The following is a 26,635-nucleotide window of genomic DNA, read 5'->3' as shown; positions in this document are numbered from 1 at the left end:
AGGGGGACCGATGAACGACAGTGAACTCCTCGCGGACCGGTTCGAGGAGCACCGGGGCCGGCTGAGGGCGGTGGCCTACCGGATGCTGGGATCGCTCAGCGAGGCGGACGACGCCGTCCAGGAGACCTGGCTGAAGCTCGGCCGCACCGACCCGGACGAGATCAGGAACCTGGGCGCTTGGCTCACCACCGTGGCCGGCCGGGTGTGCCTGGACATGCTGCGCTCGCGTACAGCGCGCCGCGAGGACCCCTTGGAGCCCTCGGACAGCTTCGTCCCCGACCCCGTCGTCAGCCCCCTGGACCGGATCGATCCCGAACAGGAGGTGCTGCTGGCCGACTCGGTCGGGCTCGCCCTTCTCGTGGTCCTGGAGACGCTGGATCCCGCCGAGCGGCTCGCCTTCGTGCTGCACGACATGTTCGCGGTGCCGTTCGACGACATCGCGCCGATCGTGGGCCGTTCCTCGGCAGCCACCCGTCAGCTCGCCAGCCGTGCGCGGCGCCGCGTCAAGGAAGGCGCCCCCGAGCCCGAGCGGGACGTCATCCGGCAGCGGGAGGTCCTCGACGCCTTCCTCGCGGCGTCGCGCGGCGGGGACTTCGAGGCCCTCGTCGCCGTCCTGGACCCCGATGTGGTGCTGCGCGCCGACGCGGGTCCGACGGCCGGCGGGGTGGCCGTGTCCAGGCTGGTCCGCGGTGCCGAGGCGGTGGCCCGGCAGGCGCTCGCCTTCGCGCGGTTCGGGGCGGCCTCCCGGCTCGTCCAGGTCAACGGGGAGGCGGGTGTCGTCGCGCTCGTGGACGGCCGGCCGCACTCGGTCATGGGCGTCACCGTCGTCGACGGCAGGATCGTCGCGATGCACATTCTCGCCGACCCCGACCGGCTCGCCCGGCTCGACCTCGCGGGGGCGAGGGCGGGGGAGTGAGGGTCAGCCGGTGAAGGGACCACGCCCCAACTGGTCCCGCACCGGCGTGACCGGCGGGCTGACGAGCTCCCTGCGCTGCCAGTTCGCGCCGTCCACGACGAGGGTGTGACCGGTGATGAAACGGGCGTAGGGAGACGCCAAAAAGGTGGCGGCCCAGCCGAGTTCGCGGGGCGCGCCGACGCGCAGGGCCGGCTGCCGCCGGTCGTTCGCGGCGCGCCCCCTGCTGTCCGCGCTGTCCGCGGTGGCCGTATCGGCCGCGGCCCGTGCCAGGTTGCCGCGGATGTCGTCCGTCATGTCCTCGTGCGGCATCAGCCCCGGCACCAGACCGTTGACCTGGATGCCGTACGGGCCCCACTCCACGGCCAGGGTCCGCACGAGGCTCTCCACGCCCGCCTTGGCCGCCGCGCTGTGCGCGAAACCTGGGCCGCCCGTCCAGGCGTAGGACGCGCCGACGTCGATGACCGACCCCGGTGTGCCCGCGGCCAGATGTCGCCTCCCGAACTCACGGGTCATCAGAAACGTCCCTGTGAGGGTGATGTCGACGACCGCTTGCCAGGCGTTCGGCGACATGTCCTCGGTGGGGACCGGGAAGTTGGCGGCCGCGTTGTTGACCAGCACGTCGGGAAGCGCGCACCCGTCGAACACCTCGGAGATGCGCTTCGGGTCCCGGATGTCGCACACGGCGGACGTCACCCGGGTACCCAGCCTCGCCAACTCCGCCCGGGCGGGAGCGAGATGCCGCTCACGCCGGCTGACGATCAGCAGATCGGCCCCCAGCCGGGCGAACTCCGCCGCGATCGCCCTGCCGAGTCCGGTGCCGCCACCGGTGACCAGCACCAGTGAGCCGTCGTACGTACCGGCCGGCAGGGCGCTCGCGCCCAGCGGGGGAGGAGAGGGGAGGCCGGGGAACGCTGTGGAGTCCATGGCGCACTCGATACCCGGTGCGCCGTCAAACATCCAGACAAGGACCGCGAGGATCACCTCGGGAAGGGTCGGGCCGTCAAGTCGGCGCAGTTCAGGGGCGCGTCCCGGGCTCAGTAGGCTGGGGGACATGCAAGAAGACGGCAGCACGCACCCGGACCCACGCCTCGAACTGCGAGCCGACTGCGGTCAGTGCTTCGGACTGTGCTGTGTCGCCCTGCCCTTCGCCCGCTCGGCCGACTTTGCGATCGACAAGGGCGCGGGCGAGCCCTGCCCGAATCTGGAGAGCGACTTCCGCTGCGGTGTCCACACCCGGCTGCGGCGGACCGGCTTCACGGGCTGCACGGTCTACGACTGTTTCGGAGCCGGGCAGCAGGTTTCCCAGGTGACCTTCGGCGGGGTGGACTGGCGCTCGGGGTCCAAGGAGCGCGCCCGGCAGATGTTCGACGTGTTCCCCGTCGTACGCCACCTCCATGAACTGCTCTGGTACTTGAACGAGGCACTGACGCTCCCCGCCGCGCGTCCCGTGCACGCCGACGTCCGGCGCCTGCTCGCCACGACGGAGCGCCTCACCCGGCAAACCCCCGAGGAACTGGGCGCGTTGGACGTGGGCGCGCACCGGCAGGAGGTCAACGAAGTGCTCCTGCGGACCAGTGAGCTCGTACGGGCCGGGGTCGGCGGGGGCAGGAAGAAGGACCGGCGCGGCGCCGATCTGATGGGCGCCGGTCTCAGGGGTGCCGACCTGCGCGGCGCGAGTCTGCGCGGTGCGCTCCTCATCGCCGCCGATCTCACCGGGGCCGATCTGCGCGGCGCCGACCTGATCGGTGCCGACCTCCGGGACACCGACCTCACCGACGCCGATCTGACCGGAGCCGTCTTCCTCACCCAGCCACAGTTGAACGCGGCCCGCGGCAGCGCCGGCACTCGGATTCCGGCATCGGTCGACCGCCCCGGCCACTGGACCGCTCGGGGCTGAGGGCGGGGACTCACCCAGACCGGCAGGGGGTCGAGCGGTACCGCACGGCCGGGGACGCGCCTCGGACCCGGGGCGGGGCCTCACTCGGCGGCGCGGGCCAAGGCCGCCTCCCGTTCCGGCACCACAGGCGTACGCCGTTCGAGGTGCAGGCGCAGGCCTTCCGGCATCAGGGTCAGCCGCTCGGCCACCCGCAGCCGGTAGCCGGGCTCGGGCCGCAGGTCGTAGCGGCGCAGCAGGAGTCCGAGGACCAGCGTCGCCTCGTGCAGCGCGAACTGGCGGCCGATGCAGGCGCGTGCCCCGGTGCCGAAGGGCTTGAAGGTGTGCGCGGGCCGGGCCCGTACCGCCTTGGCGTCGAAGCGGTCCGGGTCGAACTCCTCGGCGTCGGCGCCCCACACCTCCGGGTCCCGGTGCAGCATCGCGGTGAGGACCAGCGCCCAGGCCCCCTGCCGCATCGGGTGGACACCGCCGAGCAGGGTGTCGTGCCGGGCCTCGCGCGCGAACGCCGGTGCCGTCGGCCACAGGCGCAGCGACTCGTCGAGGACCCGGCGGACGTAGCGGAGTTTGGCGACCTGCTCGTAGCCCGGCCGGTCCGTGCCGCCCCAGACGCGGTCGACCTCCGCACGCGCACGGTCGGCGACCTCCGGGTGCCGGGCGAGGTAGTGCAGGGCGAAGGAGAGGGCGCCCGAGGTGGTCTCGTGGCCCGCGATCAGGAAGGTGATGACCTGGCGGCGAATGTTCTCGGGGGTCAGCCGCTCCCCGGTCTCCGGGTGCGCGGTCTCCAGCATGCGGTCGAGCAGGTCCCCCTCGCCGCCGGCGGCCCGGCGGGAGGCGACCACCGCGTCGACCGTGCGATTGAGGTACGCCATGTCCGCCGCGTTGCGCCGGGAGGCGCCCCGCAGCAGGAGCGGAGCCAGCGGGACCGGGACGACGTTGAGGCGTTGCGCGTAGGTCAGCGTGCCCACCATCGCGTTCACGAAGGGGTGCGGCCGGGAGCGCTCGAAGGAGGCGAAGTCATGGCCGAAGCCGGTCCTCGCGATCGTCTCCAGCGTCAGCTTCGTCATGTCGCCCGGCACGTCCACCGCGCGCCCCGCCGCCTGCTCCCCGTCCCAGCGGTCCGTCAGCCGCTCGGTCACGGCCAGCATCATCGGGTGGTAGCCCTCCATGGCCTCGCGGCTGAAACCGGGGGCGAGGACGTCGTGCGCCAACTGCCAGTTGGGCTCGTGGTTGTAGGCGGTGAACAGTCCGTCCCCGGCGACCGGACGGAGATTGGCGACCCCCAGGCCCACGTGCTTCGCGAACCGCGACTCGTCGGCCAGTTCGGCGGCGAGATCCGAGCCCCAGACGAAGACGATCTCGTTGCGGAAGGCCCTGCGCCGGAAGATCGGCCCGAGCTGCCGTCCGAACTTCATGGAGTCCTGCAAGGGGGAGCGGACGTCGGCGCCGAGCACATCGCCGACGAGCGGCACGCGGCGCGGCGGATGCGGAATGCGGTGCAGTTCCGGCCAGCCCAGCTCCGCGCTGCGGAACCCCTTGGGCCGGGCGGCCTCCTTCGTCTCCGCCATGACGCCATCTCCCTTGTGCCTCGGGCAGGTTGACTCTGTTGTACGCGAGTTCAATAGCGGCATTCAGTGTGGTCCCCTTGTTGAACCGACGTCAAGTAAAGTGCGGGCATGACGGGGAAGCAGGGGGAGCGCGCACGCCGCCGGCTCAGCACCGAGGAGCGCCGGGAGCAGCTCCTGTCGGTCGGCGCCCGCCTGTTCTCGGAGAGCCCGTACGACGACGTGTGGATCGAGCAGGTCGCCGAGATCGCCGGAGTCTCGCGCGGTCTGCTGTACCACTACTTCCCGACGAAGCGGGACTTCTTCGCGGCGGTGGTCGAGCGGGAGAGCGGCCGGATGCTGCGGATGACCGCGGCCGTGCCCGGTGTTCCGGTGCGCGAGCAGCTCGGTGCGGGCCTGGACACCTTCCTCGGGTACGTGGAGGAGCACGCCCACGGGTTCCGTGCCTTCCATCGCGCCGACGCGGCCGGTGACCAGGCCGTGCGCAGGGTCTATCAGGAGGCGCTGGCCGCGCAGGAGCTGCAGATCCTTCAGGCGCTGGCGGCGGATCCCGAGCTCGGCCGGGCGTCCGAGGACCGTCTTGAACTCCGTATCGCCGTCCGCGGGTGGCTGGCCTTCACCACGGCCGTGTGTCTGGAGTGGCTCAGGGGTGCGGACCTGACCCGCGATCAGGTACGGGACCTGTGTGCGCGGGCCCTGCTCGGCGCGATCACGCCCTGAAATCCGCCCTGTCGGGTGGCCGTGATTGCCCGTTCGGCGGGCGCGATTCCCCGTTCGACGGCCGTGAATCCACGAGTCGGGTTCCCCGCCCGGCGAGGCGTGGTTGGCGTACGCCGGGATCTCCGATAGGTTAGGCAAGCCTTACCTAAGGAGGAAGCTGATGGGTGACCGTCACACCTGGACGGCCGCGCCCGCCGCGGCGGAGCACGCCCGCTCGGTGCTCGCCGTGGCCTGGTCCTGCGCCGTGAGCGCGGAGGGCGGCCGGGAGGAGTTCGTCGGCGCGCACTCCGTCGCCGCCGACGGCCGGGTGCTCCTGTGCGTGCCGGAGGACAGCGCGCTGCTCGCGGCCGCCATCTGCTCGCCGCGCGGAGAGCCCTCCGCCGTCCTGGAGTTCGCCGATGTCGCGCCGGTTCCCGTGCGGAGCCGGATCCGGGCCCGGCTCTGGCTCGCCGGCTGGTTCGTCCCCGAGGACGGGCATCTGTCGTTCCGTCCGACCCGCGCTGTGCTGCGCCGGCCCGACGGGACCGTGGTGGTCGACCTGGACGGACTGGCCGACGCCGAGCCCGACCCGCTCGCGCTCGCCGAGGCCCAGTTGCTCATCCATCTCGCCGACGCCCACCCGGACGCCGTCGAGCGGCTCACCCGCCTCGTCGAACCGGACAGTCTGCACGGCGCGGTGCGCGTCCAGCCGCTCGCCGTCGACCGGCACGGACTCACCCTGCGCATCGAGCGGGTGCGCGGCAACGGCGACGTACGCCTGCCGTTCCACGCACCAGCCGACGACGTCTCCCAACTGACGGAGCGTATGCACGTGTTGCTCAGCCAGGCGAGCGTCGCCGCCTGTCCCCGTTCCCTACAGCGGCAGCGCACAGACCGCGACGGGTGAGGCGAACGGATCGCCCACGCGCCCGAGTTCACCGCTCTCGTCGTCGACCTGGAAGACGGTGACCGTGCTCGACCGCTGGTTCGCCGCGAACAGCAGCCGTCCGTCAGGGGAGAACGCGATGTGGCGCGGGAAGTCGCCGCCGACCGGCACCGTGTCCAGCAGCCGCAGTCGGGCGCCGTCCGCCTCGATCGCGTACCGCGTCAGGCTGTTGTGGCCCCGGTTGGCGAGAAAGGCGTACGAGCCGTTCGACGTCACCAGGAGCTCCGCCGGGTAACTCGTGCCGCTTCCCGTGCCCGTTGACTGCGGCTCGCCCACGGTGAGGCGACCGGTCGCCGGATCGTAGCCGCAGACCGTCACCGTGTTGTCGACCTCGTTGGCGAGATAGGCGTACCGGCCGCCGGGGTGGAACGTGAGATGACGCGGGCCCGCGCCCGGCTTCGTGCCCGCCCTGGACACCTCGGTCAGCGTGCCCCTGTTCTCGTCGAGGCGGTAGGTGTACACCGTGTCGGTGCCCAGGTCGACGGCGAGCAGATGGCCGCCGTCCGGGCTGGTGATGAACTGGTGTGCGTGCGGGCCCTGTTGGCCCGGACCGGGCGCCGGGCTCGAGTGCGTGACCAGATCTGTGCGCTCGCCGGGCGCGCCGGACGCGTCGATGGGATGCACCGCGACACTTCCCGAGGCGTAGTTCGCGCTCAGCAGCCAGCGCCCGCCCGGATGCACGGACACATGGCAGGGGCCCGCGCCGCCGGTGGAGCGACTGCCGAGCACCTCGGTCCCCGGGAGGCGTACGGCCGTCACCGCGCCCGCGTTCTGCTCGTCGACGGCGTACAGTGTGCGGCCGTCCGGATGCACCGCCAGGAAGGACGGGTTGTCCACGCCCGTCACGACACCGCCGCCGCCTACCGCGCCGGTCTCCGCGTCGTACGTGGCGAGACCGATTCCCTTCCCGGCGCCGTCGCCCGACGTGTACGTGCCCAGGAACAGCGGGCGGGGGCCGGAGCGGGGCGCCGGCGACGCGGGCGCCGACGGAGTCGCCGAGGCGGAGGGGCCGGCCGGCGGCGCCTTCGGAAGCGGCGTCGTCACGGCGGGGTCGGCCGGCGGAGCGGCCGGCGCAGGGACCGTCGTGATCGCGGCGGCCCCCGCCAGCGCGCCCACGAAGCGGCGTCTGGTCCAGCCGCCGCCCGCGCCGCGCGACGGTCCTGCGCCACTGCTCATGCCTGCACCTCGGGGTGTCGGTTGCCTCGGCCGTGACAGCCACCTTGGCGTGCGGCACCCCGGAAGTGCAAGAACGGCAATATGCGTTGCGCAGCATGCAATGCCGAGGGGCTACCAGTCGCCGTCCTCGACCGGCTTGCCCGGCGCGTCACCGAGCGGCTTCACCTGATGGGGTGAGGGCTGCTGCCAGGGCTCGTGGTCGTCGCCCAGCCAGTCGCCGACCGGCTGCACCGACCCCAGCTCGTCCGTGGGGGCCAGATCGGCGGCGTCCTGGTCGTAGTAGTCGAACCAGGGGAGCCCCGCGCGGGTGTACGCCGCACGGTCCACCGGGGACGGCGGCGGTGCCTCGCCGGTGATACGGCGCCACTCCGGAGGCGTCACGAGATGCACGAACACGCGCCCGGCCGGCTCCTTGGCCCAGGCCTTCAGCGGCCGGTCGTCCCGGTAGACCTCCTGGCGCATCGAACCGCCGACGCCGAGACCCATCGCGGGGGCGCTGCGCGGGCGGCCCGGAGCGGCTCCGGCGGCGGTGGGCGCGGCGCCGGGTGATGGCGGCGCCGCCATCATCGGCATGGCCGCGCCGTACGCGCCCGGCGGGGGCATCCGCAGGCGCTCCTGCGCCTTGCGGAGCTCCGCCTCGCGCCACGCCGCGAGCTCCTTGGGAGCGAGCGGGAACGACTGGAGCTGGACGCCGCCCCAGACCTCCTCGCCGGTGACCTGGCCCTCGACCGTCGCCCCCAGACCCAGCGGTACGGCCACGAACTGGCGGACCGTGCCCTTGCCGGAATTGATGCCGTCGAGCCAGGGTTGTCGGGGCAGTACGACGTAGTTCTGCGGGTCGCGGGTGAGCCGGGAACTCCACGGCTTGCCGGAGACGGCACACACCTTGCCCACGCCGACCTGCAACGCGGCCGGCTCCGTCGTCCCGGCGAAACTCAGCCACATGGCCTCGCGCAGATACACCGGCAGCATCACACCGCCACGGGCCCGCCACTCGGCGGGCACCCGGTCCCCGTAGTCCTCGACGCGCCGGACGGGGAACTCACCGAGCCCCGGCGGCAACGCGTGCGTGCCCGTCTCCGGGAGGCGCAGGGTCCGGATGAACCGCACCTGCACCCCGCCCGGCAGCCGCAGTGCGTTCCCGTCGATCCGTACGGTGTCCTCGGTCATCCGCCCGCCCCCTCATCGTCCTGCTGTCGGCTCATCGTCCTGCTGTCGGCGACGCCGTGCGGCTCACCGCTCCACCACGTCGTGCCGCTTCCTCGCACGGAACTCGTCACTGAGAACGAGAACGACCGGAAGCCGTGGAACGGTTCCGGTTCCGGTTCCGGCGCAGTGGGCGCGGCAGGCGCAGTCGGCGTTGTAGCCGTGTCAGGCGCGGCCGGCGCTCCCGTTCCGCGGCCGCGCAGCGGTCCAGCTCCTCCAGGAGACGGCGGGTCCGGTGCTCGGTGTCCAGCTCGTCGATGATGCGGGTGACCTCGGTCAGGACGGAGCCGTGCAGCTGCCACTGGCTCGCGTCGCGCTGGATCTCTTCGAGGAACAGCTGCGCCAATTTGTCCCGGGTGGAGGCCGCCGTGCTGAGCTCCGCGCTGAGCCGCTCCTCGGCGGACTCGGCGCTCTGGGTGACATCGGTGGTCACCAGCACCGCGAAGCTGACGATCGCGTCGGCGACCTCGGACAGCAGTTCCTCCAGTACGGCCCCCGCCTGCGGTTCGAACAGCGGTTGGGGCTCCCGCTCCTTGGCGAGGTCGGTGAGGCTGCGCGCGAGGACCCGCAGGACCACCGTGCAGATCTCCAGGGTGTCCAGGCCGGTGCGCAGCACGACCCGGTGCAGCAGCCCCTCGCGCACTCGCGGATTGAGTTTCAGGCTGTCCTCGGCCTGCCGCAGGGCCGCGTCCACCCCGGAGATGTCGTGGTCGAGCCGGCGGGCCTCGTGCAGCCGCTCGGCCGCCACATGGAAGGGGGTGCGCCCGGCGGCCTCCTCGCCGATCCGCAGCATCAACTGCCGCACCCGGCGTGCCAGATCCTCGATGGACTCACCGGCCACGCCCACCCAGACGGGTGGTGCGAGGACGAGGTTGCAGGCGAGGCCCACGACCGCTCCGATCAGTGTCTCCAGTACGCGCGCCCACGCGGTGTCGCCCACTCTGGTGACGCCGAGGACCAGCATGGCGCTGATCGCCACCTCGGGCACGAACTCGCTGACCCGGACCAGATGGCCCACCGCGAGCGAGGCGAGGATGATCAGGCCCAGACTCCACCAGGTCAGGCCCACGAGGCTGCTGAAGCCGATGGCGATGACGACGCCGGCCACCACGGAGTTCACCCGGCGGACGGCGGTGGTGATCGTCGAGTACAGGGTGACCTGCACGACCAGCAGCGCGGTCAGCGGTGCGGTCAGCGGCGCGGGCTCGGGACTGAGATGAATGGCCACCACGTACGCGATCGTCGCGGCGGCCGTCGACCGCAGTGTCTGGACGACCACCGGCTCCCGGCGCCGCTCCACGATCTTCGCGACGGATGCCGTCCACTCACCACGTGCCTCTTGCATCCTTGTGGCCTTCCCGTTTAACAGGAGTACCGAACGTCCTGATCGCGGACCGTATCTGTCCGCAAGGGGTCCTAGGTTGAAGGCATCAGCTGGGTCGGACGGCATCAGGAGGCACCGGAATGAGCGGAACGGGCAACGTCGAGGGCATCGAACTGCTGACGCGGGCGCACGACCGGCTGCGCGGTGTGGCCGCGGGTGTACCGGAGGGCATCTGGGGAGCGCCGACGCCGTGCAGCGAGTGGACGGTGCGCCAGGTGCTCAACCACGCGCGACTCGACCAGCAGGCGTACGGCGCGGCGATCACCGGCACCGGGTGGCCCGACGCGGACCCCTTCCACCCCGTCGACGGTCTGGAGGCCGATGCGACGGCGGCGCTCGACAAGGTCCTCGCCGACGTTGCCGGCGTCTACGCGGGGTTGCCGGCCGACGCCGAGGAGGTGGCGACGCCGCTCGGGCCGCTGCCGTTCCGGGTGGCGGCCGCCGCGGCCGCCATGGACGCGGCCGTGCACGCCTGGGACATCGCCGTGGCGACCGGCCAGGCATCCCCCCTCGACGACGATCTGGCCGAAGGTATTCGGCTCGCGGCGGACCGGCTGGCCGATCACCTCCGCGCATCCTTCGGGGTGTTCGCCGCCGCGCGCGAGGTACCGGACGGCGCCGGCCGGGCCGAGGCGCTGCTCGCCTTCCTGGGCCGCGACCCGCACTGGGCCCCTGCCGGTCCCTGACGAGCCCGGGGGGCGCCGTGCCTGCGAGTGGCCATGCCCGCCGGTCGCGATGCCTGCGAGTGGCCATGCCTGTGGGTCGCCGTGCCCGCCGGTCCCCATTCGCGCGGGTCGTCATGCGCGCGGCGATGGCCCGCTGGGAACGGCGCGAAGCCCGGCGGCCCCGCCCCGGACACCGGCACCGGAGCCGCCTCCGACCCGGGCGTCGACACTGCCTCGGACAGCGGCCGTCCCGGACACCGGCGCAGGAGCTACGGACACCGGCGCAGGAGCTACGGACACCGGCGCCGGAGCCTTCGCCGTTCAGTCCCGCAGCTTCGCCAGGAAGGCGGACAGGTTGCCGACCGTTCGGGCGATCTGCTGCTCCGTCGTGAGGGTCTCCTCGAAGCGGCTTCCCGACCGGAGGTCCCTCTTCCCGCGGACGTAGAGGGAGCAGGCGAGGTCGGCGCAGATGTAGATGCCGACCGAATTGCCCTCGCGGCCCGCCGCTCCCGCCTTGCGGGCGGTCATCAGCGAGACCCCGTCACCCGGGTGTGTGGTCAGGCACAGCGAACACATGCTGCGGTGCAGAAGTCCGCGCCGGGAGGACGGGAGACGAAGGGTGATCCCTACGAACCCCCCTTCGCCCCCTTCCCGTTCGGCGACGAGATAGCTGCGGTCGGGCGCACCGGGATCCCGCCAGCCCAGGAAGTCCAGGTCGTCCCAGGGGTGTTGGCCGAGATCACGAGGCATGGCGAGCCGCTTGGCCTCGCCCCGGGAGCAGTTGAGAAACGAGCTGCGGATGTCCTGCTCGGTGAGTGATCTCATGGGAGTCCTCCTGGGTGCCGGGTACCGACGATCCAAAACCTAGGGGCACTAGGTTTTGGCCGAAGATACCTAGTTCCATGAGGGGGAACCAATGGATTTCGGGGACAGTACGACGACGCGGAACGGGACCGCGCCGCAGGAACGGGCCTGCGCCATGTCGCGGCCCGTTCCTCCGGCCCCGCACTGGATCCCGGGCTGCGGCCGACCCTGAACCTCCATCCGGACCGGCTCGTGCGCGGGATACCGATCCTGGAGGCGCCGGCCCAGGACGGTGACGATCAACTGCCTGGTCGCGGAGGGCGACGAGCGGTTGACGATCACTGGCCGGGCAGCGACCGCGCGCCCGCGGAGGATCCGGTCATGGTCCGCAGCTCGTCCTCGACGGACACCCCGTAGTGCGCCCTACCGCGGTGCCTGGAAGCCGCCGATCTTCTGCTCGAGCAGTTCGGCCAGCCGCAGCGGCGTGCGGTCCTCGAACATCGGACCGATGAGCTGCACTCCCACCGGCAGACCCTCCGGGGACCGGCCCGCTGGTACGGCGGTGGCCGGCAGGCCGGGCATGGTGGCCACACCGGCCCAGACGAGTTGGTCGAAGTACGGGTACCCGATGCCGTCGATGTCGAGCCGGCGTTCCCTCGGATCGGGGTTGCGGTCGTGCGGGAACGCGGGAGTGGGCGTGATCGGACACACCACGGCATCGAACTCGGCGAAGAGCTGCCGCCAGCCGTGGCGGTGGAGCTCGCGACGGTTGTTCGCCTCGATCCAGTCGCGGTGGCTGAACACCATGCTGCGCAGCCGCGTCGCGTCGAGGCTCTGGTCGTCCGCGCTCAGTCCGGCGGCGCGGGTCCGCAACTCCTCGTACGCTTCGACGGGAAAACGCGCAACGGAGCTCGAAAACAGCAACTGCGTGTAGAGCGTCGCGGCTTCGGTCGGATCGGGCAGCAGCGGAGTGTGCCGTTCGACGCGGGCGCCGGCGTCGACAAGGGCGTCGGCCACCCGGTTCACGCCCGCCCGCACAGCGGACCCGGTCGGAATGAGTGGATGCTCGTCGAGGACCAGGACGCGGAAGTCGCGGAGCCGTTCGTGGCGCGCGGGCGGCAGCGTCAGGTGGTACGCCACACCGAGCGTCAGCGGGTCCGGTCCGGCCATGACATCGAGCAGGAGAGTGAGGTCGCGAGCGGTGCGCGCCATCGGACCGACGACGGCGAGGTCGTGCTCGACCGGCAATCGTGGTGCCGGCGGCGCGACCATGCCGCGGCTCGCCGCCAGCCCGAGTGTCGGCTTGTGCGCGTAGATGCCGCAGAAATGCGCGGGGGTGCGCAACGAACCGGCGAGGTCGGAGCCGATGGACAGCGCGCCGAATCCGGACGCCAGGGCCGCCGCCGAGCCGCCGGAGGATCCGCCCGACGTACGACGGTGGTCCCATGGGTTGTTGGTGGTGCCGTAGATCTCGTTGAAGGTCTGTATGTCCTGGAGCCCCACGGGCACATTGGTCTTGCCGAGCACCACCGCGCCCGCGGCCTTGAGCCGCGACACCTGCACCGCGTCCTCGGCCGGCATGTAGTTCCGGTGCGGCAGCATGCCCCAGGTCGTGGGCAGCCCCGCGATGTCGTACGACTCCTTGACCGTCACCGGAATGCCGAGCAGCGGCCGGTCCTCCCCGCGGGCGCGCGCCCGGTCGGCACCGCGCGCGGCGGCCCGTGCACGGTCGAAGTCCGGCATGCAGATCGCGTTGATCGCCTTGTCGTTCCGCTCGATACGGGCGATCGCCTCGTCGGTCAGTTCCGCCGAGGTCACTTCACCGGCACGTAAGGCAGCCGCGAGTTCTTCGGCCGTCTGAAAGTTCTGTTCCATGAATTCGACCGTACCGACCCCCGGAACAGGTCATGAAATGTCTCTTCGCACAACGCGATTGATGTCTCAAAACTCATCATGTTCGGGTGCGCGAGGCGGTGGTCCCGCAACTGACGGCCGCCCTCGACGAGATCGGCGGGAGCGTGACCGCTCCCGCCGACAAGAACGCCGAGTGACGCCCACCGAGCCATGGGCCGGCCCGCGGCGCGGGGCCGCGGGCCGTGCCCAAGCCGCGGCCCCGCGCCGCGGGGGCGTCCGGTCAGGCCGCTTTGCTCGCGCTCCCGCGATGCTCGCGCACGATCTCCGCGTACCGGTGGCCGCTGCCCTTGATCGTCCGCTTCTGTGTCTTGTAGTCGACGTGCACCAGACCGAACCGCTTGTCGTAGCCGTAGGCCCACTCGAAGTTGTCCAGCAGCGACCAGGCGAAGTAGCCGGCCAGCGGAGCGCCCTTGCGGGCCGCCGAGGCGCAGGCCGCCAGGTGCTGTTCGAGATACGCGAGGCGCTCCGGGTCGTCGACGGTGCCGTCGGGGCGTACGACGTCGGGATAGGCGGAGCCGTTCTCCGTGACGTACAGCTTGCGGGCGCCGTATTCGTTCGTCAGCCGGAGCAGCAGACGCTCGATACCGGCGGCCTCGACCTCCCAGTCCATCCCGGTGCGCGGCACGCCGGGCCGGCTGACCGTACGCACGTGCGGGGCCGGACCGGTCGGGTCGTCGACCACGCTGGACGGGAAGTAGTAGTTGAGCCCCAGCCAGTCCAGCGGCGCGGCCATCGTCTCCAGGTCACCGGCGACCTCGGGGAGTTCGACCCCGTAGACCTCGACCATGTCGGCGGGGAAGCCGCGGCCGTGCACCGGGTCGAGCCACCAGCGGTTGGTGTGCCCGTCCAGCCGCTTTGCCGCGGCGACGTCCTCGGGCCGGTCGGTGTTCGGCTCGATGCTGGACAGGTTGTTGACGATGCCGATCCGAGCACCCGGCGCTGCGGCGCGGATCGCCTGCGTGGCCAGGCCGTGGCCGAGCAGGAGATGGTAGGAGGCGCGGACCGCGGCCGTGAGGTCGGTCAGGCCCGGGGCCATCCGCCCCTCCAGGTGGCCGATCCAGGCCGAGCACAGCGGCTCGTTGAGGGTGGTCCAGTGCTGCACGCGGTCACCGAGCCGCTCCGCGACGACCGACGCGTAGGCGGCGAGATGGTGCGCCGTGTCACGGGCCGGCCAGCCGCCCCGGTCCTGGAGCACCTGCGGCAGGTCCCAGTGGTAGAGGGTGACCGAGGGCGTGATGCCCGCCTCCAGCAGACCGTCGATCAACGCGTCGTAGAAGTCGAGCCCCTTGGCGTTGACCGGGCCGTCGCCGCCCGGCATCACCCGGGGCCAGGCGATGGACAACCGGTAGGCGTTGCTGCCGAGTTGGCGCATGATCCCGATGTCCTCGCGCCAGCGGTGGTAGTGATCGCAGGCGGCGTCCCCGTCGTCGCCGTTGTCGATCTTGCCGGGGGTGTGCGAGAAGGTGTCCCAGATGGAGGGGGAGCGACCGTCCTCGGCGACGGCTCCCTCGATCTGGTAGGCCGACGTGGCCGTGCCCCACAGGAAGTCCTCGGGGAGGGCGGCAAGGTCGATGGTCACTGAAGTCCCTTCGTCATCAATGGGGTTGGCGTTGCTCACTTGACGGCTCCCGCCGTGAGACCGGCGACGAGATAGCGCTGGAGCAGCAGGAAGCCGGCCACCACAGGGACGCTGACGACCAGCGAGGCGGCCATGATCTGGTTCCAGTACACGTTGTTCAGCGTGGAGTAGCCCTGCAGCCCGACGGCGAGTGTCCGGGTGGTGTCGTTGGTCATCACCGACGCGAACAGCACCTCGCCCCAGGCGGTCATGAAGGCGTAGACGGCGACCGCGACGATGCCGGGGATCGCGGCCGGAACGACGACACGGAAGAGCGCGCCGAGCGGCCCGCAGCCGTCCACCAGGGCCGCCTCGTCGAGATCGCGCGGCACCGAGTCGAAGTACCCGATCAGCATCCAGATCGAGAACGGCAGCGAGAAGGTGAGATACGTGAGTATCAGACCTCCGCGCGAGCCGAACAGCGCGATCCCGGTGGCGTTGCCGATGTTGACGTAGAGCAGGAAAAGCGGCAGCAGGAAGAGGATGCCCGGAAACATCTGGGTCGACAGCACGGTGACCGTGAAGACGCGCTTGCCGCGGAAGTTGTAGCGGCTGACGGCGTAGGCGGCGAAGACCGCGATCACGACCGAGCAGACCGTGGCCGCACCCGCCACGATCAGCGAGTTCACGAAGTAGCGCGCCAGTGGCACCGTCGACCAGATGTCGATGTACGGCCGCAGCGTCAGGCCGCTCGGCACCCAGCGGAACTTCCCCGAGACGTCCGCGAGCGGCTTCAGCGAGCTGGAGACCATGACGTAGACGGGCACCAGGACGAAGCCGGTGAGCAGCGTGAGGAAGATCCGCCGGGACCACAGGAAGGACCGCGGCGGAGCCATCGGCGAGCGGGGGGTGGCCGACCGGGCGGTGGCCGGACGGATGGTGGTGGAGGTGCTAGACATCGGCCGTCTTCCTTCCCCGGGAGGTCAGCAGCAGGTAGACGCCGGTCACGACGAGCAGGAAGAGCAGCAGCAGCACGGACATCGCCGAGCCGGTGCCGAAGTTCCAGGTGACGAAGGACGCCTGGTAGATGTGGACCGAGATGAGGTCCGCGGCATCCGGGGCGGTCCTGCCGAACAGGACGAACGGCGTGTTGAAGTCGTTGAACGTCCACAGGAACAGCACCAGCACCAGCACCTGGTTGACCGGCCGCAGCGACGGCAGGGTGATGCGGCGCAACTGCTGCCACAGACCGGCGCCGTCGAGGGCGGCGGCCTCGTAGAGCTCGCCCGGGATGTTCTGCAGGCCCGCCATGACGATCAGGAAGGCGAACGGCCAGCCCTTCCACACGGACACCACGAGCAGCGCGTAGAAGCTGTTGTCGCCGATCAGCCAGAAGGACGGCTTGTCGGTGAGGTGCAACTGGTCGTGCAGGACGTGGTTCACCAGGCCGTTGTCGTGCTGGAACATGAACACCCAGGTGATCACGGCCGCGTACACCGGCAGCGCGTACGGCACCAGGAACAGGGCCCGCAGCACACCGCGCCCCACGAAGTTGTCCTGCATGTAGATCGCGGCCGCCGTGCCGATCAGCCAGCACAGGCCGACCGAGAGCAGCGTGAAGCCGATGGTGACGAAGAAGGAGTGCAGCAGCGCCTTGCCGACGGGCTCGTCGAAGTGCACCGACACCGAGTAGTTGTCGAAGCCGGCCCAGGGCGCCGTGCCCCAGTCGCGGATGTAGAACTGCGTGAGCTCCTTGAAGCTCATCACGATGCCGATCACCATCGGCACCAGGTGGACCAGGAGTTCGAGGACCAGCGCGGGCAGGAGCAGCAGGTAGGGCAGTCCGATGCGCTTGATCCGCCCGGTGCGGCGCGGGCCGCGCGCCGCACCGGGGGAGCTCTTGCGCACCGTCCGCTCGCCGGATTCGGCGGAGGCGGCGGTCGTGGTGGTCATGGCGGTGTCCGCACTCACTTCTTCGGCATCTGCTGCTGGGCCTTCTCGAGCGCCGCCTTCACCGACGCCGTGGTCACCGTGCGTCCGCCGGCGGCGTCGGCGAACAGACCCTTGATGGCCGTACCGACCGCGGTCTCGAACTGCGACTCGTCGGCGACCTGCGGCAGCGAGGCGGCACTCTTGGCCAGGGTCGCCTTGATGACCGTGTTCGAGGGGGAGTCGAATGCGGTGTCCGTCTGGGCGCTCTTGATCGGCGGGATCGTGGTGTACGCCTCGTTGAGGATCTTCTGCTCGGCGTCACTGGTCAGGAACTTCACGAACTTCGTGGCGCCGTCGAGGTTCTTGCTGTTCTTGAACACCGCGACGTTGATGCCCGCGACCATCGAGTTGACGTTCGCGCCCGTCCCCGGGGTGCCGGACTGCACGGGCACCGGTGCGATGCCGTACGCGTCCTCGCTCATGCCCTGCGACTTGAGGTTGGCGGCCGCGGACTGCCACAGCAGCATCGCGTTCGTGCCCTTGGCGAAGTCGCTCACGGACTGGTTCTGCGCGTACTCGGCGTTGCCCGGGGCGATGATCTTGTCCTTCGCCATCAGGTCGACGTACTGCTTGACCGCGGAGACGACCCCGTCGCTGGTGAAGTCGGCCTTGCCGTCGGCGGTGAAGAAGTCGGCGCCGTGCTGCTTGGCGAAGACGAAGGCGTGGTGGATGTTCTCCGCGGGGTTCGACCCCTCCGCGCCGAGGCCCCACTTGCCGCCCTTCGAGAGCTTCTTGCCGTCGGCGATCAGCTCGTCCCAGGTCGCCGGCGGGTTGGCGATGCCGGCGTCGGCGAACATCTTCTTGTTGTAGTAGAGCGCGTACGACATCGAGTACAGCGGCACCGCGGCGGGGTCCTTGCCCTCGGCGCCCGTGGAGCCGAGCACGGAGTCGACGAAGCGGTCCTTGCCGCCGATCTTGGCGAAGTTCTTCGCGTCCCACGGCAGCAGCGCGCCGGTGGCCTGCAGGGAGGCGCTCCAGCTGTTGCCTATGTTGAGGACGTCGGGGCCCTGACCGGAGGTGGTGGCGGTGAGGATCCGGTTCAGCAGGTCGGTCCAGGGAACGACCTCCAGCTTCACCTTGATGCCGGTGTCCTTCTCGAACTTCGCCAGCTCGGGCGCGAGGACCTTCTTGTCGATCTCGATGCTGGCGCCCTGGTTGGACGCCCAGTACGTCAGCGTCTTCGGCGAGGCGTTGGACCCGTCGCTCGACGAGCCGCCGCCACAGGCGGTCGCGGCGGTCAGCAGAGAGATGGTGACCGCACCTGCGGCCGCGGCTCGGATTCTGCGCATGGCTGCGTATGTCCCTTTCCCGGAGGGAGCCAGGAGGGGCGTCCGTGTTCACTTCCCGAACGATCCTCATGGCTTAATTTAGGACGTGAGTTAAGACCCGGAAGAAAGTCGCGTCAAGGGATCGCGCAGGGGTATCTTGCAGGTCGGGCAGGCCGGAAGGGACATCACATGGCGGGGCGGAACGGACGGACAGTGCGTGACCTGCGACGGGGCAATCGCACCGCCGTACTACAACGGTTGTATTTCGACGGGCCGATGAGCCGCTACGAGCTCGGCCCCGCGACCGGGCTGAGTTCCGGATCCATCAGCAACGTGGTCGCCGAACTCGTCGCCGACGGCCTCGTGGAGGAGGCCGGCAGCGTCGACTCCGACGGCGGCCGCCCCCGCACCCTGCTGCGTGTGGTGCCCGGCAGCGGCCACATGATCGGCGTCGACGTCGGCGAAACCCGCGTCCGCATCGAGCTGTTCGACCTGACCCTCACCGAACTCGCCCGCACCGAAAGGCCGTTGGAGCGCCAGGGGTACGAGGCCGACCGGCCGCTCCGGCGCCAGGAGTACGACGTCGACGTCATCGTCGGTCACATCCGCGACGGCATCGCCGAGGTCCTCGCCGAGGCGGACATCGCCCCCGGGCAGCTCCTCGGCGTCGGCATCGGGGTGCCCGGAATCGTCGCCCGCACCCCCGAGCGCGGCGCGGTCGTGCACGGCCAGACCGTCGGCTGGGACGCCGTCCCGCTGGAGTCCCTGCTCCGCTCCGCCTGCGAACTCCCCGACAACGTCCCGTACTTCGCGGACAACGGCGCCCGCACCCTCGGCCAGGCCGAGATGTGGTTCGGCGCGGGACGCGGCGCCCGCAACGCGGTGGTCGTCCTCTTCGGCTCCGGCGTCGGCGCCTGTCTCGTCACCGAGGAGGTGGAGAACGGCCGGTCCGTCGAATGGGGGCATCTGACCGTACGGGTCAGGGGCCGCCGCTGCCGCTGCGGCGCCCTCGGCTGCCTGGAGGCCTACGCGGGCGCGGAGGCACTCCTGGACCGCTGGCGCGAGGAGGGCGGGCGTCCCCCGGAGGGCACCGACGAGGAGACCGCGCTCACGGCGATGCTCGCGGCCGCCTACCCGCCCGAGGGCACCGAGCCCGACCTCATCGCGCTCGCCGTCCTGGAGGAGACCGCCGAGTACCTGGGCGCGGGCCTCTCCGACCTGATCAACCTCTTCCAGCCCGAGCGCATCCTCATCGGCGGCTGGGCAGGCCTGCAGCTCGGCTCCCGCTTCCTGCCCGCCGTCCGCCGGTACGCCTCCTCGTACGCCCTGCGCTATCCCGCCGAGCGGGTCAGCATCGACCTCGGCCGTCTCGGCCCCGACGCCGTCACGGTCGGCGCCGCGATCCTGCCGCTGGCCGACTTCTTCGCGCGCGGCGGGCGGCGCGCGGAACCCGCACCGACGGGCCCGTCACCCGCCTGGCGCACGGCACTGGAGGACCGGGCGCCGCACTGACCCTCGCCGGCGCCGGACGCCGCGTCGGACCGAGCCCCGGGCGCCGCGTGGGACGCCGTCCCACGCGTTCGCATGACGTGCGGGGTCGTCCGATGACGTCCGAGGTAATCGACGCCTTCACGGCCTCCCGGAACCATGAAGGGCACAGCGACCCGCCCGTCGCACCACCGGATTCCGGGAGGACCCCATGCCGTACTTCGCGAGCCCCGTCGACGGCACCCGACTGCACCTCGTCGACTACGGCCCCGCCACCGGCCAGGTGGTCTTGTTCGTCAACAGCTCCTACTTCGGCACGGAGATGTGGGAGTACCAGATGCTGCCGCTCGCCGACGCCGGCTACCGGTGCGTCGGGTTCGACCGGCGGGGGCACGGCCGGTCCGACGACATCTGGGGAGGCTTCGACCTCGACAGCCTCGCCGACGACGTGGACGGTCTGCTCCGGCATCTCGATCTGCGGGAGGTCACCCTGGTCGGGCACTCCATCGGGACAGCCGAGATCGTCCGCTGCCTGACCCGGCACGGGACCGAGCGGGTGGCGAGGGTGGTGCTCGTCGCCGGTATGGCACCGGGCCCCGTGCGGTCCGCGGACCATCCCGAGGGCGTCGACCCGGTACTCGTCGAGGCGGGCAACAGGGCGTTCCGTCACGACCGGGCCGCGTTCTTCGAGGACGGCGCCCGCGCGTTCTTCGCCCTCGACCTCCCCGGCAACGACCTGTCCGAGGCGTACGTACGATCCATGATCGACCGCTGCCACGGTGCGAGCGCACGCGCCGGAGCGGCCCTCGGCGACCTCGTCGTCACGCTGAACGTCGCGCCCGAACTGGCCAAGATCGACCTGCCCGCACTGGTCGTGCACGGCACGCACGACGCGTCCGCGCCACTGCACCTGACCGGCCGCCGGGCCGCGGAACTGCTGCCCGACAGCACGTTCAAGGTCTACGAGAACGCGGGCCACGGCCTGTTCGCCACGCACCGCGAACAACTTGCCGCGGATCTACGGGAGTTCATGTCACACTCCTGATGCAGCTCACGTTCCTCACGTTCCTCATGCAGCTCATGCAGCTCATGCAGCGGATGCCGCTGACGGCCGCGCGGCTCACCCGAAGGCGTTCACCCCGGTCAGTTCCGCCGACAGGTCCCACAGTCGGGCGGCCTGCTCGGGGTCGGTCGCGTAGGCGCGTACGCCGGTCCGGGCGCCGTCCGCCGGAGCGGGCTCGGCGATGTCGCAGTCCTCGCAGTACACCCCGCCCATGCCGGCCAGCTGCGGCGAGGTCGCGGCCCACACCTGGGTGGCCGCCCCCTGCTGGGGCGTCTTGAAGCCCTCGGGGTTCAGCGGCGTGCCGCTCTCGTCGATCCAGCCGCGCTCGACCATCTCCTGCTTGGGCAGGTACCGCTGGAGCGGGGTCAGGATGCCGCCGGGATGCAGCGAGAAGGCCCGCACGCCGGACTCCTGGCCGCGTCGGTCGAGCTCTACGGCGAACAGCACGTTCGCCGTCTTCGCCTGCCCGTAGGCCTCCCACTTGTCGTAGCCGGTCCGCCAGTGCACGTCGTCCCAGCGGATGCCGGAGTAGTGGTGGCCGGCGGAGGACACGGACACGACCCGCGCGCCGCCCGGCTCGATCGCCGGCCACAGCCGGTTGACCAGCGCGAAGTGACCGAGGTGATTCGTCGCGAACTGGGCCTCCCAGCCGGGGCCGACCCGGGTCTCCGGGCAGGCCATGATGCCGGCGCTGTCGATGACGATGTCGATGGCTCGGCCCGAGGCGAGGAACCGCTCGGCGAAGGCGCGCACGCTCTCCAGGTCGCCGAGGTCGAGCTCGTCGGTCTCGGCGCCGTCGATGTCCGCCAGCGCCTCGCGCGCGGCCTCCGGGCGCCGTGCGGGGACCACGACCCGGGCGCCCGCTTCGGCCAGCGCCCGGGTCGTCTCCAGGCCGAGGCCCGAGTAGCCACCTGTGACGATCGCGAGTTTGCCGGAGAGGTCGATTCCGTGGAGGACGTCGCCGGCGGTGCTCCGGGCGCCGAATCCCGAACCGATCTTGTGCTGTGCAGTGCTCATGCCTCGCACGCTACGAATTGGAGCGGACTCGAAGTCAAGCGGACACGGCCGACGCGGCTAAAGGCCGGCCGCGGAACCGGTCCGGTTGGCTTCCATCCGGTCCGGTCCGGCTCGGCTCCGGTCGGATCCGGTCGGTCGGGTCCGGCTCGGCTCGGCCGGTCCGATTCGGTCCGGGCAAGTGAAAGACCCCGACCGGACGGGGGAATCTCGGTCGGGGTCGTCTGTGGTGGGCACCGATGGCGGTCGCCTCGCGGCGAAACGCTCCACAGGGCTTCAGCCGGACGATCGTCCCTGTGGGCAAAGGTGAGGCCCGGGGACACTGTCCCATCCGCACCCACGGTTTGTTCAACGGGTAACTACCGGTGGGTGTTCCCCGAAAAGGGGTCGTCGGCGGTGACGTGCGTCACGGCGTCTCCCGGGTCCGGGCCCAGGTGAGCAGTTCCTCCAGGGACCACGTGGTGATGACGCGCTCCGCGGGCACCCCGCACTCCTCGGCCCGGGCGCAGCCGTAGATCTGCCAGTCCAGCTGACCGGGGGCGTGCGCGTCGGTGTCCAGGGAGAACAGGACCCCCGCGTCGACCGCCTCGCGCAGCAGCCGGCGCGGCGGGTCGAGGCGCTCCGGGCGGCTGTTGATCTCGACGGCCGTGCCGGTCTCCGCACAGGCCGCGAAGACCGCGTCCGCGTCGAACTCGGACTCGGGCCGGCCGCGCTCCCCGATCAGCCGCCCGGTGCAGTGCCCGAGCACGTCAGAGAGCGGATTGCGTACGGCGGCGACCATCCGGCGGGTCATCGGCCGAGCCTCCATGCGCAGCTTGGAGTGCACGGACACGACCACCACGTCCAGCTGTTCCAGCAACTCCGGCTCCTGGTCGAGCGATCCGTCGTCGAGGATGTCGCACTCGATACCGGTCAGCAGCCGGAAGGGGGCCCAGCGTTCGTTCAGGTCGGCGACGACCGCCAGTTGCTCGCGCAGCCGCTCCGGCGACAGGCCGCTCGCGACGGTCAGCCGCGGCGAGTGGTCGGTGAGCACCGCCCACTCGTGGCCGAGCCGGGCCGCCGTACGCCCCATCTCCTCGATCGGGCTGCCACCGTCCGACCAGTCGGAGTGCAGATGGCAGTCCCCGCGCAGCAGCTCCCGCAGGCCCTCACCGCCCTCGGCGAGCGGCCCCGCTGACTCCCGTTCCACCTTCTCCAGGTAGCCCGGCACCTCACCGGCCAGCGCCTCCCGCACCACCTGCGCGGTTTTCGGGCCGATGCCCTTGAGCGACTCCAGTGCCCCGGTCGCGGCGCGCTCGCGTACCTCGTCGGCGGGCAACCCGGCGAGCAGGGTCCGCGCGGTACGGAAGGCCCGGACGCGATAGGTGGGGGCCAGGCTCCGCTCCAGCAGGAACGCGATCCGGTCCAGGGCCTCGACGGGGTCCATCGGCACTCCTCCCTGCGGTCGCGTCGGCCGCCGCACGCTCCCCCCCCAGCGTTGCCCAGCAGTCGACGGACCGCACGGCGGATGTCCGGCGCGGCGACGGTTCCGGGTCCCCCGGGTGGGCGGGGCGGGCACTTCACCCAGCTGGACGAACGCCCGGATTTTCGCCGCTCCGCCGTGTTCCGGGCGGCGCGGGCGGGAGGCTCCCGGCGCTCCGCCGCTGACCAGCGGGAACGGCGGGAACCGCTTTACGCTCTAGCTATGACCGAAAGCGCGAGCCCTCACATCTCCAACCCACGGATCATGGTGCTCGGGGTGCAGCCGGGCACGCCGCCGTTCCGGATCATGGAGATCGACGGCGAGATGGTCGGCGAGGCGAAGGCGATCACGGACGTCCTGGAGTACGCGGCGGCGTACGGCATCACGGTCCACGACCTCGACGACCCCGACGTGGTCCGCTGGGTGGGCGGCGACAAACTCACCTGGCATCCGCGCTGACGTCGCCGCTCCGGCCCCGCGATCCGCCCTGGTCCCAAGGCCTGCCCCTGTCGCAAGGCCCGCCCCGGTCCGAGGGCCCGCGCAGGGCCCGGAGGGGTGGGCTCGCTGCCGGGCCGGCTGCGCGAGGAGCCCGGCAGGGGTTGCTCGGGCAGCCGCACCCCGACCGAAGCCGGTGTCAGTGGTCCGGCCGGGCCGTGGAGGCCGCGGCAGGCTGTCCGGGCGCGGGGAACTGGCGGGCGGAGATCCTCTGCCGGAAGACGTGGTAGGTCCAGCCCTGGTAGCAGAGGACGACGGGGAGCAGGACGAGGACGACCACGGTCATGACCTTGAGCGCGTAGTCGCCGGACGCGGTGTTGTGGACGGTCAGGTCGAAGGCGCTGCTCGTGCTGGAGACCATGACCCTGGGGTAGAGCTCGGTGAACAGCGATGTCACGGTTGCGGCGATCGCGAGCGTGGTGGCACCGAACGCCCAGCCGTCGTGGCCGCTGACGATCAGCCAGGCCGCGGCGGCGACGGCCACGACGGCGGCGAGTTCGGCGAGGTTGAGGAGGACGCCGCCGCTCGCGAGTGAGCGTGTCCAGAAGACGAAGGCGAGGACCACCAGGCCGGCGGGCAGGACGGCGAGCCGGGCCAGTCGGCGGGCCTTCTCGCGGACGTCCCCGCTGGTTTTCAGGGAGAGGAAGGTCGCGCCGTGCAGGAGGCAGAGCACGGTGAGAGTGATCCCGGTGAAGACGCCGTAGCCGGTGAACAGGTCGGCGAAGGAGCCCGTGTACTCCTGATCGTGGCCGATGGGTACGCCGTGCAGCAGGTCACCCAGCGCGATGCCGAGCACCAGGGGCACGGTCACGCTCCCCGCGGTCAGCAGGACGGTCCAGTTCCGTCGCCATCGCGCGCTGTCGATGCGGCCCCGGTACTCGATGGCGACGCCGCGGACGATGAGTCCGGCCAGCAGGAGCACAAGTGCCAGGTAGAAGCCGGAGAACATGGTGGCGTACCAGCCCGGGAAGGCGGCGAACATCGCGGCGCCGGCGGTGACCAGCCAGACCTCGTTGCCGTCCCATACGGGTCCGATGGTGTGCAGCACGGCCCGGCGGCTCGATTCGTCGCGGGAGAGCAGCCCGTGGAGCATGCCGACCCCGAGGTCGAAGCCCTCCAGCACGAAGAAGCCCGTCCACAGCACGGTGACGAGGATGAACCAGAGGGTGGTGAATGCCATCGCGGGCCTTCCGGCGGCTCGGGACCTCAGTAGGTCATCTCGGGTGCGGGCTGGTCGTCCTGGTGCAGGGGACCGGTGCCCTTGCGCGTGTGGCGAGTCATCAGCACGGCGGCGATCACGGCCATCGCGGCGTAGAGGAGGAAGAAGGCAATGATGCTGATGGCGACTTCGGTGGTACTGACGGAGGAGGAGACACCGTTCCTCGTCAGCTGGAGGCCCTGCACGATCCAGGGCTGGCGTCCGTTCTCGGTGAGCAGCCAGCCGGAGGTGTTGATGAGGAACGGCAGCACCACGGCCCACACCGCCGTGTTCAGGAACCAGCGCGCGTGCGTGAGCCGTTCGCGTCGCAGCAGCCACAGGCCCCACAGTCCGAGGAGGAGGGCGAGCGAGGCGAGGTAGGCCATGACGCGCATCGCCCAGTACTGGATGAAGACGTTGGGTACGTAGTCGCCCGGACCGTACGCCTGCTGGTACTGGCTGTTGACCTGATTGAGGCCGAGGACCTTGCCGTTCCAGTGGTTGGTGGCCAGCAGGGAGAGCAGGTGCGGGATCTCCAGGATCTGCGTCGGCGTCTGGTCGTTGTTGCCGCCGCCGATCTGGAAGAGGGAGAAGGAGCAGGGCTGGCAGGTCTCCCATTGCGCCTCGGCTGCCGCGATCTTCATCGGCTGGTACTTGCCCTCGGTCACGCCGAGTTCACTGCCGACGAGCATGGCGAACAGCAGGGCCGGCACCAGGACGAACAGCGACAGCCGGGCCGACAGCCGGAACCCCGAGGCCGCCTCCTTCGTAGTGTCCGGGGCGCCCTCGCCCTGGGCCTCGCCCTGGGCCTGGACCTGGACCTTGGCCTGGTCGGCCTTGTCCTCGGCGCCGCCCTTGCCGTCGCGGAGGACCTTGCGCAGTTGCCAGGCGGAAACGGAGAGCATGACCATCGAGCCGGTCACCAGCGCGGCCAGCAGTACGTGCAGGTAGCCCCGGAGGAACACGGGGTTGGTGAACAGGGCCCAGACGTCGTCGAGCTGCGGGCGGCCGGTGGAGGGGTCGATCTTGTAGCCGACCGGGTGCTGCATCCAGGAGTTCGCGGCCATGATGAACAGCGCCGACAGCGCGCTGCCGGCCGCCACCGCCCAGATCGTCGCAAGGTGGACGCGCTTGGACAGCTTGTCCCAGCCGAAGATCCACAGGCCGAGGAACGTCGACTCCAGGAAGAACGCGGCGAGGCCCTCCATCGCCAGGGGCGCCCCGAAGACGTCACCGACAGTGCGGGAGTAGCCCGACCAGTCCATCCCGAACTGGAACTCCTGCACCAGGCCGGTCACCACGCCCACGGCGACGTTGATCACCAGCAGGGTCCCGAGGAACCGTGTCAGCCGCAGGTACGCGACCTGACCGCCTCGGTACCAGGCGGTCTGGAGCAGGGCCGTCAGCAGGGCCAGCCCGATGGTCACCGGGACGAACAGGAAGTGGTAGATCGACGTCATCGCGAACTGCAACCGCGCCAGGTCCAGCTGACTCATCCGTCCACACCCATCGCATCGCGCCGCACCACAGGCTGATCCAGCCACCCAGACCCGTTCCCGGGCGGCCGACCAGCCGCACCCCCGGACGACCCCGGCCATCCGTTCGGCGTAGGCGCCAGGAATCGCAGTTCAATGTCGTGCTCACGATCAGGGCATCATGGTGTGGGTGAACCTGGCCAACAGCTCCGAGGTCTTCGCCACGAGTGGCGACCCTGCACCCTGCGGGTCGTATCGAGCGACCACGGCCCCACACCGCTCCAGCCGGTTGATCCCGGTGGGTGCCGAGATTTCCCCGATACCGATCCCGATCCTGAGGCACTGGACGTGGGCCGGCCGCCGCGGCACATGGCGGTGCGGGGGCGGCAACGCGTACGAGCTGACGCGGCTCGCGTGCCTCGGCCATGTCATCCCTGCGCCGGACCACCGGCTGAT

23 protein-coding genes are annotated in these 26,635 nt (G+C 71.0%); 8 read left to right on the top strand and 15 right to left on the bottom strand.

Annotation, left to right across the window (positions count from 1 at the left end; all coding sequences use genetic code 11):
- Positions 1-10: 10 nt before the first annotated feature.
- Positions 11-916: an RNA polymerase sigma factor SigJ gene (gene sigJ / locus ACFYR3_RS21070; RefSeq protein ID WP_389284307.1), complete on the top strand. Its 906-nt coding sequence runs from the start codon at positions 11-13 to the stop codon at positions 914-916.
- A gap of 3 nt (positions 917-919) precedes the next feature.
- On the opposite strand, the gene ACFYR3_RS21065 is transcribed toward sigJ, so the two are convergent.
- Positions 920-1,840, bottom strand: a complete 921-nt coding sequence (locus ACFYR3_RS21065) for an SDR family oxidoreductase (protein ID WP_389284305.1) — start codon at positions 1,838-1,840, stop codon at positions 920-922.
- Positions 1,841-1,967: 127 nt separating this feature from the next.
- Between ACFYR3_RS21065 and ACFYR3_RS21060 the strand changes: the two genes are divergently transcribed.
- The gene (locus ACFYR3_RS21060) at positions 1,968-2,813 is read left to right on the top strand and encodes a pentapeptide repeat-containing protein (RefSeq protein WP_355840545.1); all 846 of its coding nucleotides are present in this window, start codon (positions 1,968-1,970) and stop codon (positions 2,811-2,813) included.
- 80 nt (positions 2,814-2,893) lie between these two features.
- Here the strand turns inward: ACFYR3_RS21060 and ACFYR3_RS21055 are convergent, their stop codons facing one another.
- Positions 2,894-4,375 carry a cytochrome P450 gene (locus ACFYR3_RS21055; protein ID WP_389284303.1) on the bottom strand — a complete coding sequence of 494 codons (1,482 nt, stop codon included), beginning with the start codon at positions 4,373-4,375 and terminating at the stop codon, positions 2,894-2,896.
- Positions 4,376-4,483: 108 nt separating this feature from the next.
- Here ACFYR3_RS21055 and ACFYR3_RS21050 point away from each other — a divergent pair, with 108 nt between their 5' ends.
- Positions 4,484-5,092 carry a TetR/AcrR family transcriptional regulator gene (locus tag ACFYR3_RS21050; RefSeq protein WP_355840543.1) on the top strand — a complete coding sequence of 203 codons (609 nt, stop codon included), beginning with the start codon at positions 4,484-4,486 and terminating at the stop codon, positions 5,090-5,092.
- Between the two features lie 160 nt (positions 5,093-5,252).
- Positions 5,253-5,978 carry a DUF2470 domain-containing protein gene (locus tag ACFYR3_RS21045; RefSeq protein ID WP_389284301.1) on the top strand — a complete coding sequence of 242 codons (726 nt, stop codon included), beginning with the start codon at positions 5,253-5,255 and terminating at the stop codon, positions 5,976-5,978.
- Here the strand turns inward: ACFYR3_RS21045 and ACFYR3_RS21040 are convergent.
- The 3 genes from ACFYR3_RS21040 to ACFYR3_RS21030 all read right to left on the bottom strand — a co-directional run bounded on the left by ACFYR3_RS21040 (position 5,946) and on the right by ACFYR3_RS21030 (position 9,744).
- Positions 5,946-7,193: a lactonase family protein gene (locus ACFYR3_RS21040; RefSeq protein ID WP_389284299.1), complete on the bottom strand. Its 1,248-nt coding sequence runs from the start codon at positions 7,191-7,193 to the stop codon at positions 5,946-5,948. The two genes, ACFYR3_RS21045 and ACFYR3_RS21040, sit on opposite strands and share 33 nt — an antisense overlap.
- 111 nt (positions 7,194-7,304) lie before the next feature.
- Positions 7,305-8,363: a hypothetical protein gene (locus ACFYR3_RS21035; RefSeq protein ID WP_389284297.1), complete on the bottom strand. Its 1,059-nt coding sequence runs from the start codon at positions 8,361-8,363 to the stop codon at positions 7,305-7,307.
- A gap of 106 nt (positions 8,364-8,469) precedes the next feature.
- Complete coding sequence (locus ACFYR3_RS21030) at positions 8,470-9,744, bottom strand: aromatic acid exporter family protein (RefSeq protein WP_389284296.1); 1,275 nt, start codon at positions 9,742-9,744, stop codon at positions 8,470-8,472.
- 119 nt (positions 9,745-9,863) lie between these two features.
- On the opposite strand from ACFYR3_RS21030, the gene ACFYR3_RS21025 reads away from it, so the two are divergent.
- Positions 9,864-10,469: a TIGR03086 family metal-binding protein gene (locus ACFYR3_RS21025; RefSeq protein WP_355840538.1), complete on the top strand. Its 606-nt coding sequence runs from the start codon at positions 9,864-9,866 to the stop codon at positions 10,467-10,469.
- 300 nt (positions 10,470-10,769) lie between these two features.
- Here ACFYR3_RS21025 and ACFYR3_RS21020 read toward each other — a convergent pair whose 3' ends face one another.
- From ACFYR3_RS21020 to ACFYR3_RS20995, 6 genes are all read right to left on the bottom strand, one after another.
- A complete protein-coding gene (locus tag ACFYR3_RS21020) occupies positions 10,770-11,273 on the bottom strand; it encodes an FBP domain-containing protein (protein WP_389284293.1) in 504 nt (167 codons plus the stop codon).
- A gap of 402 nt (positions 11,274-11,675) precedes the next feature.
- A complete protein-coding gene (locus ACFYR3_RS21015; protein ID WP_389284291.1) occupies positions 11,676-13,127 on the bottom strand; it encodes an amidase in 1,452 nt (483 codons plus the stop codon).
- A 259-nt stretch (positions 13,128-13,386) separates the two neighbouring features.
- Positions 13,387-14,745, bottom strand: coding sequence for a GH1 family beta-glucosidase (locus ACFYR3_RS21010; protein ID WP_355840535.1), 1,359 nt, complete (start codon positions 14,743-14,745; stop codon positions 13,387-13,389).
- A gap of 35 nt (positions 14,746-14,780) precedes the next feature.
- Positions 14,781-15,620 carry a carbohydrate ABC transporter permease gene (locus ACFYR3_RS21005; RefSeq protein WP_355840654.1) on the bottom strand — a complete coding sequence of 280 codons (840 nt, stop codon included), beginning with the start codon at positions 15,618-15,620 and terminating at the stop codon, positions 14,781-14,783.
- A 55-nt stretch (positions 15,621-15,675) separates the two neighbouring features.
- A complete protein-coding gene (locus tag ACFYR3_RS21000) occupies positions 15,676-16,677 on the bottom strand; it encodes a sugar ABC transporter permease (RefSeq protein WP_355840534.1) in 1,002 nt (333 codons plus the stop codon).
- A 14-nt stretch (positions 16,678-16,691) separates the two neighbouring features.
- A complete protein-coding gene (locus tag ACFYR3_RS20995) occupies positions 16,692-18,005 on the bottom strand; it encodes a sugar ABC transporter substrate-binding protein (RefSeq protein ID WP_355840533.1) in 1,314 nt (437 codons plus the stop codon).
- 168 nt (positions 18,006-18,173) lie between these two features.
- Here ACFYR3_RS20995 and ACFYR3_RS20990 point away from each other — a divergent pair, with 168 nt between their 5' ends.
- Positions 18,174-19,496 (top strand): ROK family protein, encoded by a 1,323-nt coding sequence (locus ACFYR3_RS20990; RefSeq protein WP_389284288.1) that lies wholly within the window; start codon positions 18,174-18,176, stop codon positions 19,494-19,496.
- Positions 19,497-19,683: 187 nt separating this feature from the next.
- Positions 19,684-20,517: an alpha/beta fold hydrolase gene (locus ACFYR3_RS20985; protein ID WP_389284286.1), complete on the top strand. Its 834-nt coding sequence runs from the start codon at positions 19,684-19,686 to the stop codon at positions 20,515-20,517.
- 75 nt (positions 20,518-20,592) lie between these two features.
- Here the strand turns inward: ACFYR3_RS20985 and ACFYR3_RS20980 are convergent, their stop codons facing one another.
- Positions 20,593-21,552, bottom strand: coding sequence for an SDR family NAD(P)-dependent oxidoreductase (locus tag ACFYR3_RS20980; protein WP_389284284.1), 960 nt, complete (start codon positions 21,550-21,552; stop codon positions 20,593-20,595).
- Positions 21,553-21,955: 403 nt separating this feature from the next.
- The gene (locus ACFYR3_RS20975) at positions 21,956-22,975 is read right to left on the bottom strand and encodes a PHP domain-containing protein (protein WP_389284282.1); all 1,020 of its coding nucleotides are present in this window, start codon (positions 22,973-22,975) and stop codon (positions 21,956-21,958) included.
- Positions 22,976-23,233: 258 nt separating this feature from the next.
- On the opposite strand from ACFYR3_RS20975, the gene ACFYR3_RS20970 reads away from it, so the two are divergent.
- Complete coding sequence (locus ACFYR3_RS20970; protein ID WP_328552028.1) at positions 23,234-23,470, top strand: hypothetical protein; 237 nt, start codon at positions 23,234-23,236, stop codon at positions 23,468-23,470.
- Positions 23,471-23,645: 175 nt separating this feature from the next.
- Here ACFYR3_RS20970 and cydB read toward each other — a convergent pair whose 3' ends face one another.
- Together cydB and ACFYR3_RS20960 are read right to left on the bottom strand one after the other, a co-directional pair.
- Positions 23,646-24,686 (bottom strand): cytochrome d ubiquinol oxidase subunit II, encoded by a 1,041-nt coding sequence (gene cydB / locus ACFYR3_RS20965; RefSeq protein ID WP_389284280.1) that lies wholly within the window; start codon positions 24,684-24,686, stop codon positions 23,646-23,648.
- Between the two features lie 26 nt (positions 24,687-24,712).
- Complete coding sequence (locus ACFYR3_RS20960; protein ID WP_389284278.1) at positions 24,713-26,200, bottom strand: cytochrome ubiquinol oxidase subunit I; 1,488 nt, start codon at positions 26,198-26,200, stop codon at positions 24,713-24,715.
- Between the last annotated feature and the right edge of the window lie 435 nt (positions 26,201-26,635).

The organism is Streptomyces sp. NPDC005784 (assembly GCF_042871525.1).
Taxonomy (GTDB): Bacteria; Actinomycetota; Actinomycetes; order Streptomycetales; family Streptomycetaceae; genus Streptomyces.
This window is presented reverse-complemented; position numbering and strand designations above follow the sequence as displayed.

What these genes read in the sequence shown, in the direction of transcription:
- sigJ (WP_389284307.1), top strand. Translation starts at nt 11, where the DNA reads ATGAACGACAGTGAACTCCTCGCGGACCGGTTCGAGGAGCACCGGGGC.
- ACFYR3_RS21065 (WP_389284305.1), bottom strand. Translation starts at nt 1,840, where the DNA reads ATGGACTCCACAGCGTTCCCCGGCCTCCCCTCTCCTCCCCCGCTGGGC.
- ACFYR3_RS21060 (WP_355840545.1), top strand. Translation starts at nt 1,968, where the DNA reads ATGCAAGAAGACGGCAGCACGCACCCGGACCCACGCCTCGAACTGCGA.
- ACFYR3_RS21055 (WP_389284303.1), bottom strand. Translation starts at nt 4,375, where the DNA reads ATGGCGGAGACGAAGGAGGCCGCCCGGCCCAAGGGGTTCCGCAGCGCG.
- ACFYR3_RS21050 (WP_355840543.1), top strand. Translation starts at nt 4,484, where the DNA reads ATGACGGGGAAGCAGGGGGAGCGCGCACGCCGCCGGCTCAGCACCGAG.
- ACFYR3_RS21045 (WP_389284301.1), top strand. Translation starts at nt 5,253, where the DNA reads ATGGGTGACCGTCACACCTGGACGGCCGCGCCCGCCGCGGCGGAGCAC.
- ACFYR3_RS21040 (WP_389284299.1), bottom strand. Translation starts at nt 7,193, where the DNA reads ATGAGCAGTGGCGCAGGACCGTCGCGCGGCGCGGGCGGCGGCTGGACC.
- ACFYR3_RS21035 (WP_389284297.1), bottom strand. Translation starts at nt 8,363, where the DNA reads ATGACCGAGGACACCGTACGGATCGACGGGAACGCACTGCGGCTGCCG.
- ACFYR3_RS21030 (WP_389284296.1), bottom strand. Translation starts at nt 9,744, where the DNA reads ATGCAAGAGGCACGTGGTGAGTGGACGGCATCCGTCGCGAAGATCGTG.
- ACFYR3_RS21025 (WP_355840538.1), top strand. Translation starts at nt 9,864, where the DNA reads ATGAGCGGAACGGGCAACGTCGAGGGCATCGAACTGCTGACGCGGGCG.
- ACFYR3_RS21020 (WP_389284293.1), bottom strand. Translation starts at nt 11,273, where the DNA reads ATGAGATCACTCACCGAGCAGGACATCCGCAGCTCGTTTCTCAACTGC.
- ACFYR3_RS21015 (WP_389284291.1), bottom strand. Translation starts at nt 13,127, where the DNA reads ATGGAACAGAACTTTCAGACGGCCGAAGAACTCGCGGCTGCCTTACGT.
- ACFYR3_RS21005 (WP_355840654.1), bottom strand. Translation starts at nt 15,620, where the DNA reads ATGGCTCCGCCGCGGTCCTTCCTGTGGTCCCGGCGGATCTTCCTCACG.
- ACFYR3_RS21000 (WP_355840534.1), bottom strand. Translation starts at nt 16,677, where the DNA reads ATGACCACCACGACCGCCGCCTCCGCCGAATCCGGCGAGCGGACGGTG.
- ACFYR3_RS20995 (WP_355840533.1), bottom strand. Translation starts at nt 18,005, where the DNA reads ATGCGCAGAATCCGAGCCGCGGCCGCAGGTGCGGTCACCATCTCTCTG.
- ACFYR3_RS20990 (WP_389284288.1), top strand. Translation starts at nt 18,174, where the DNA reads ATGGCGGGGCGGAACGGACGGACAGTGCGTGACCTGCGACGGGGCAAT.
- ACFYR3_RS20985 (WP_389284286.1), top strand. Translation starts at nt 19,684, where the DNA reads ATGCCGTACTTCGCGAGCCCCGTCGACGGCACCCGACTGCACCTCGTC.
- ACFYR3_RS20980 (WP_389284284.1), bottom strand. Translation starts at nt 21,552, where the DNA reads ATGAGCACTGCACAGCACAAGATCGGTTCGGGATTCGGCGCCCGGAGC.
- ACFYR3_RS20975 (WP_389284282.1), bottom strand. Translation starts at nt 22,975, where the DNA reads ATGGACCCCGTCGAGGCCCTGGACCGGATCGCGTTCCTGCTGGAGCGG.
- ACFYR3_RS20970 (WP_328552028.1), top strand. Translation starts at nt 23,234, where the DNA reads ATGACCGAAAGCGCGAGCCCTCACATCTCCAACCCACGGATCATGGTG.
- cydB (WP_389284280.1), bottom strand. Translation starts at nt 24,686, where the DNA reads ATGGCATTCACCACCCTCTGGTTCATCCTCGTCACCGTGCTGTGGACG.
- ACFYR3_RS20960 (WP_389284278.1), bottom strand. Translation starts at nt 26,200, where the DNA reads ATGAGTCAGCTGGACCTGGCGCGGTTGCAGTTCGCGATGACGTCGATC.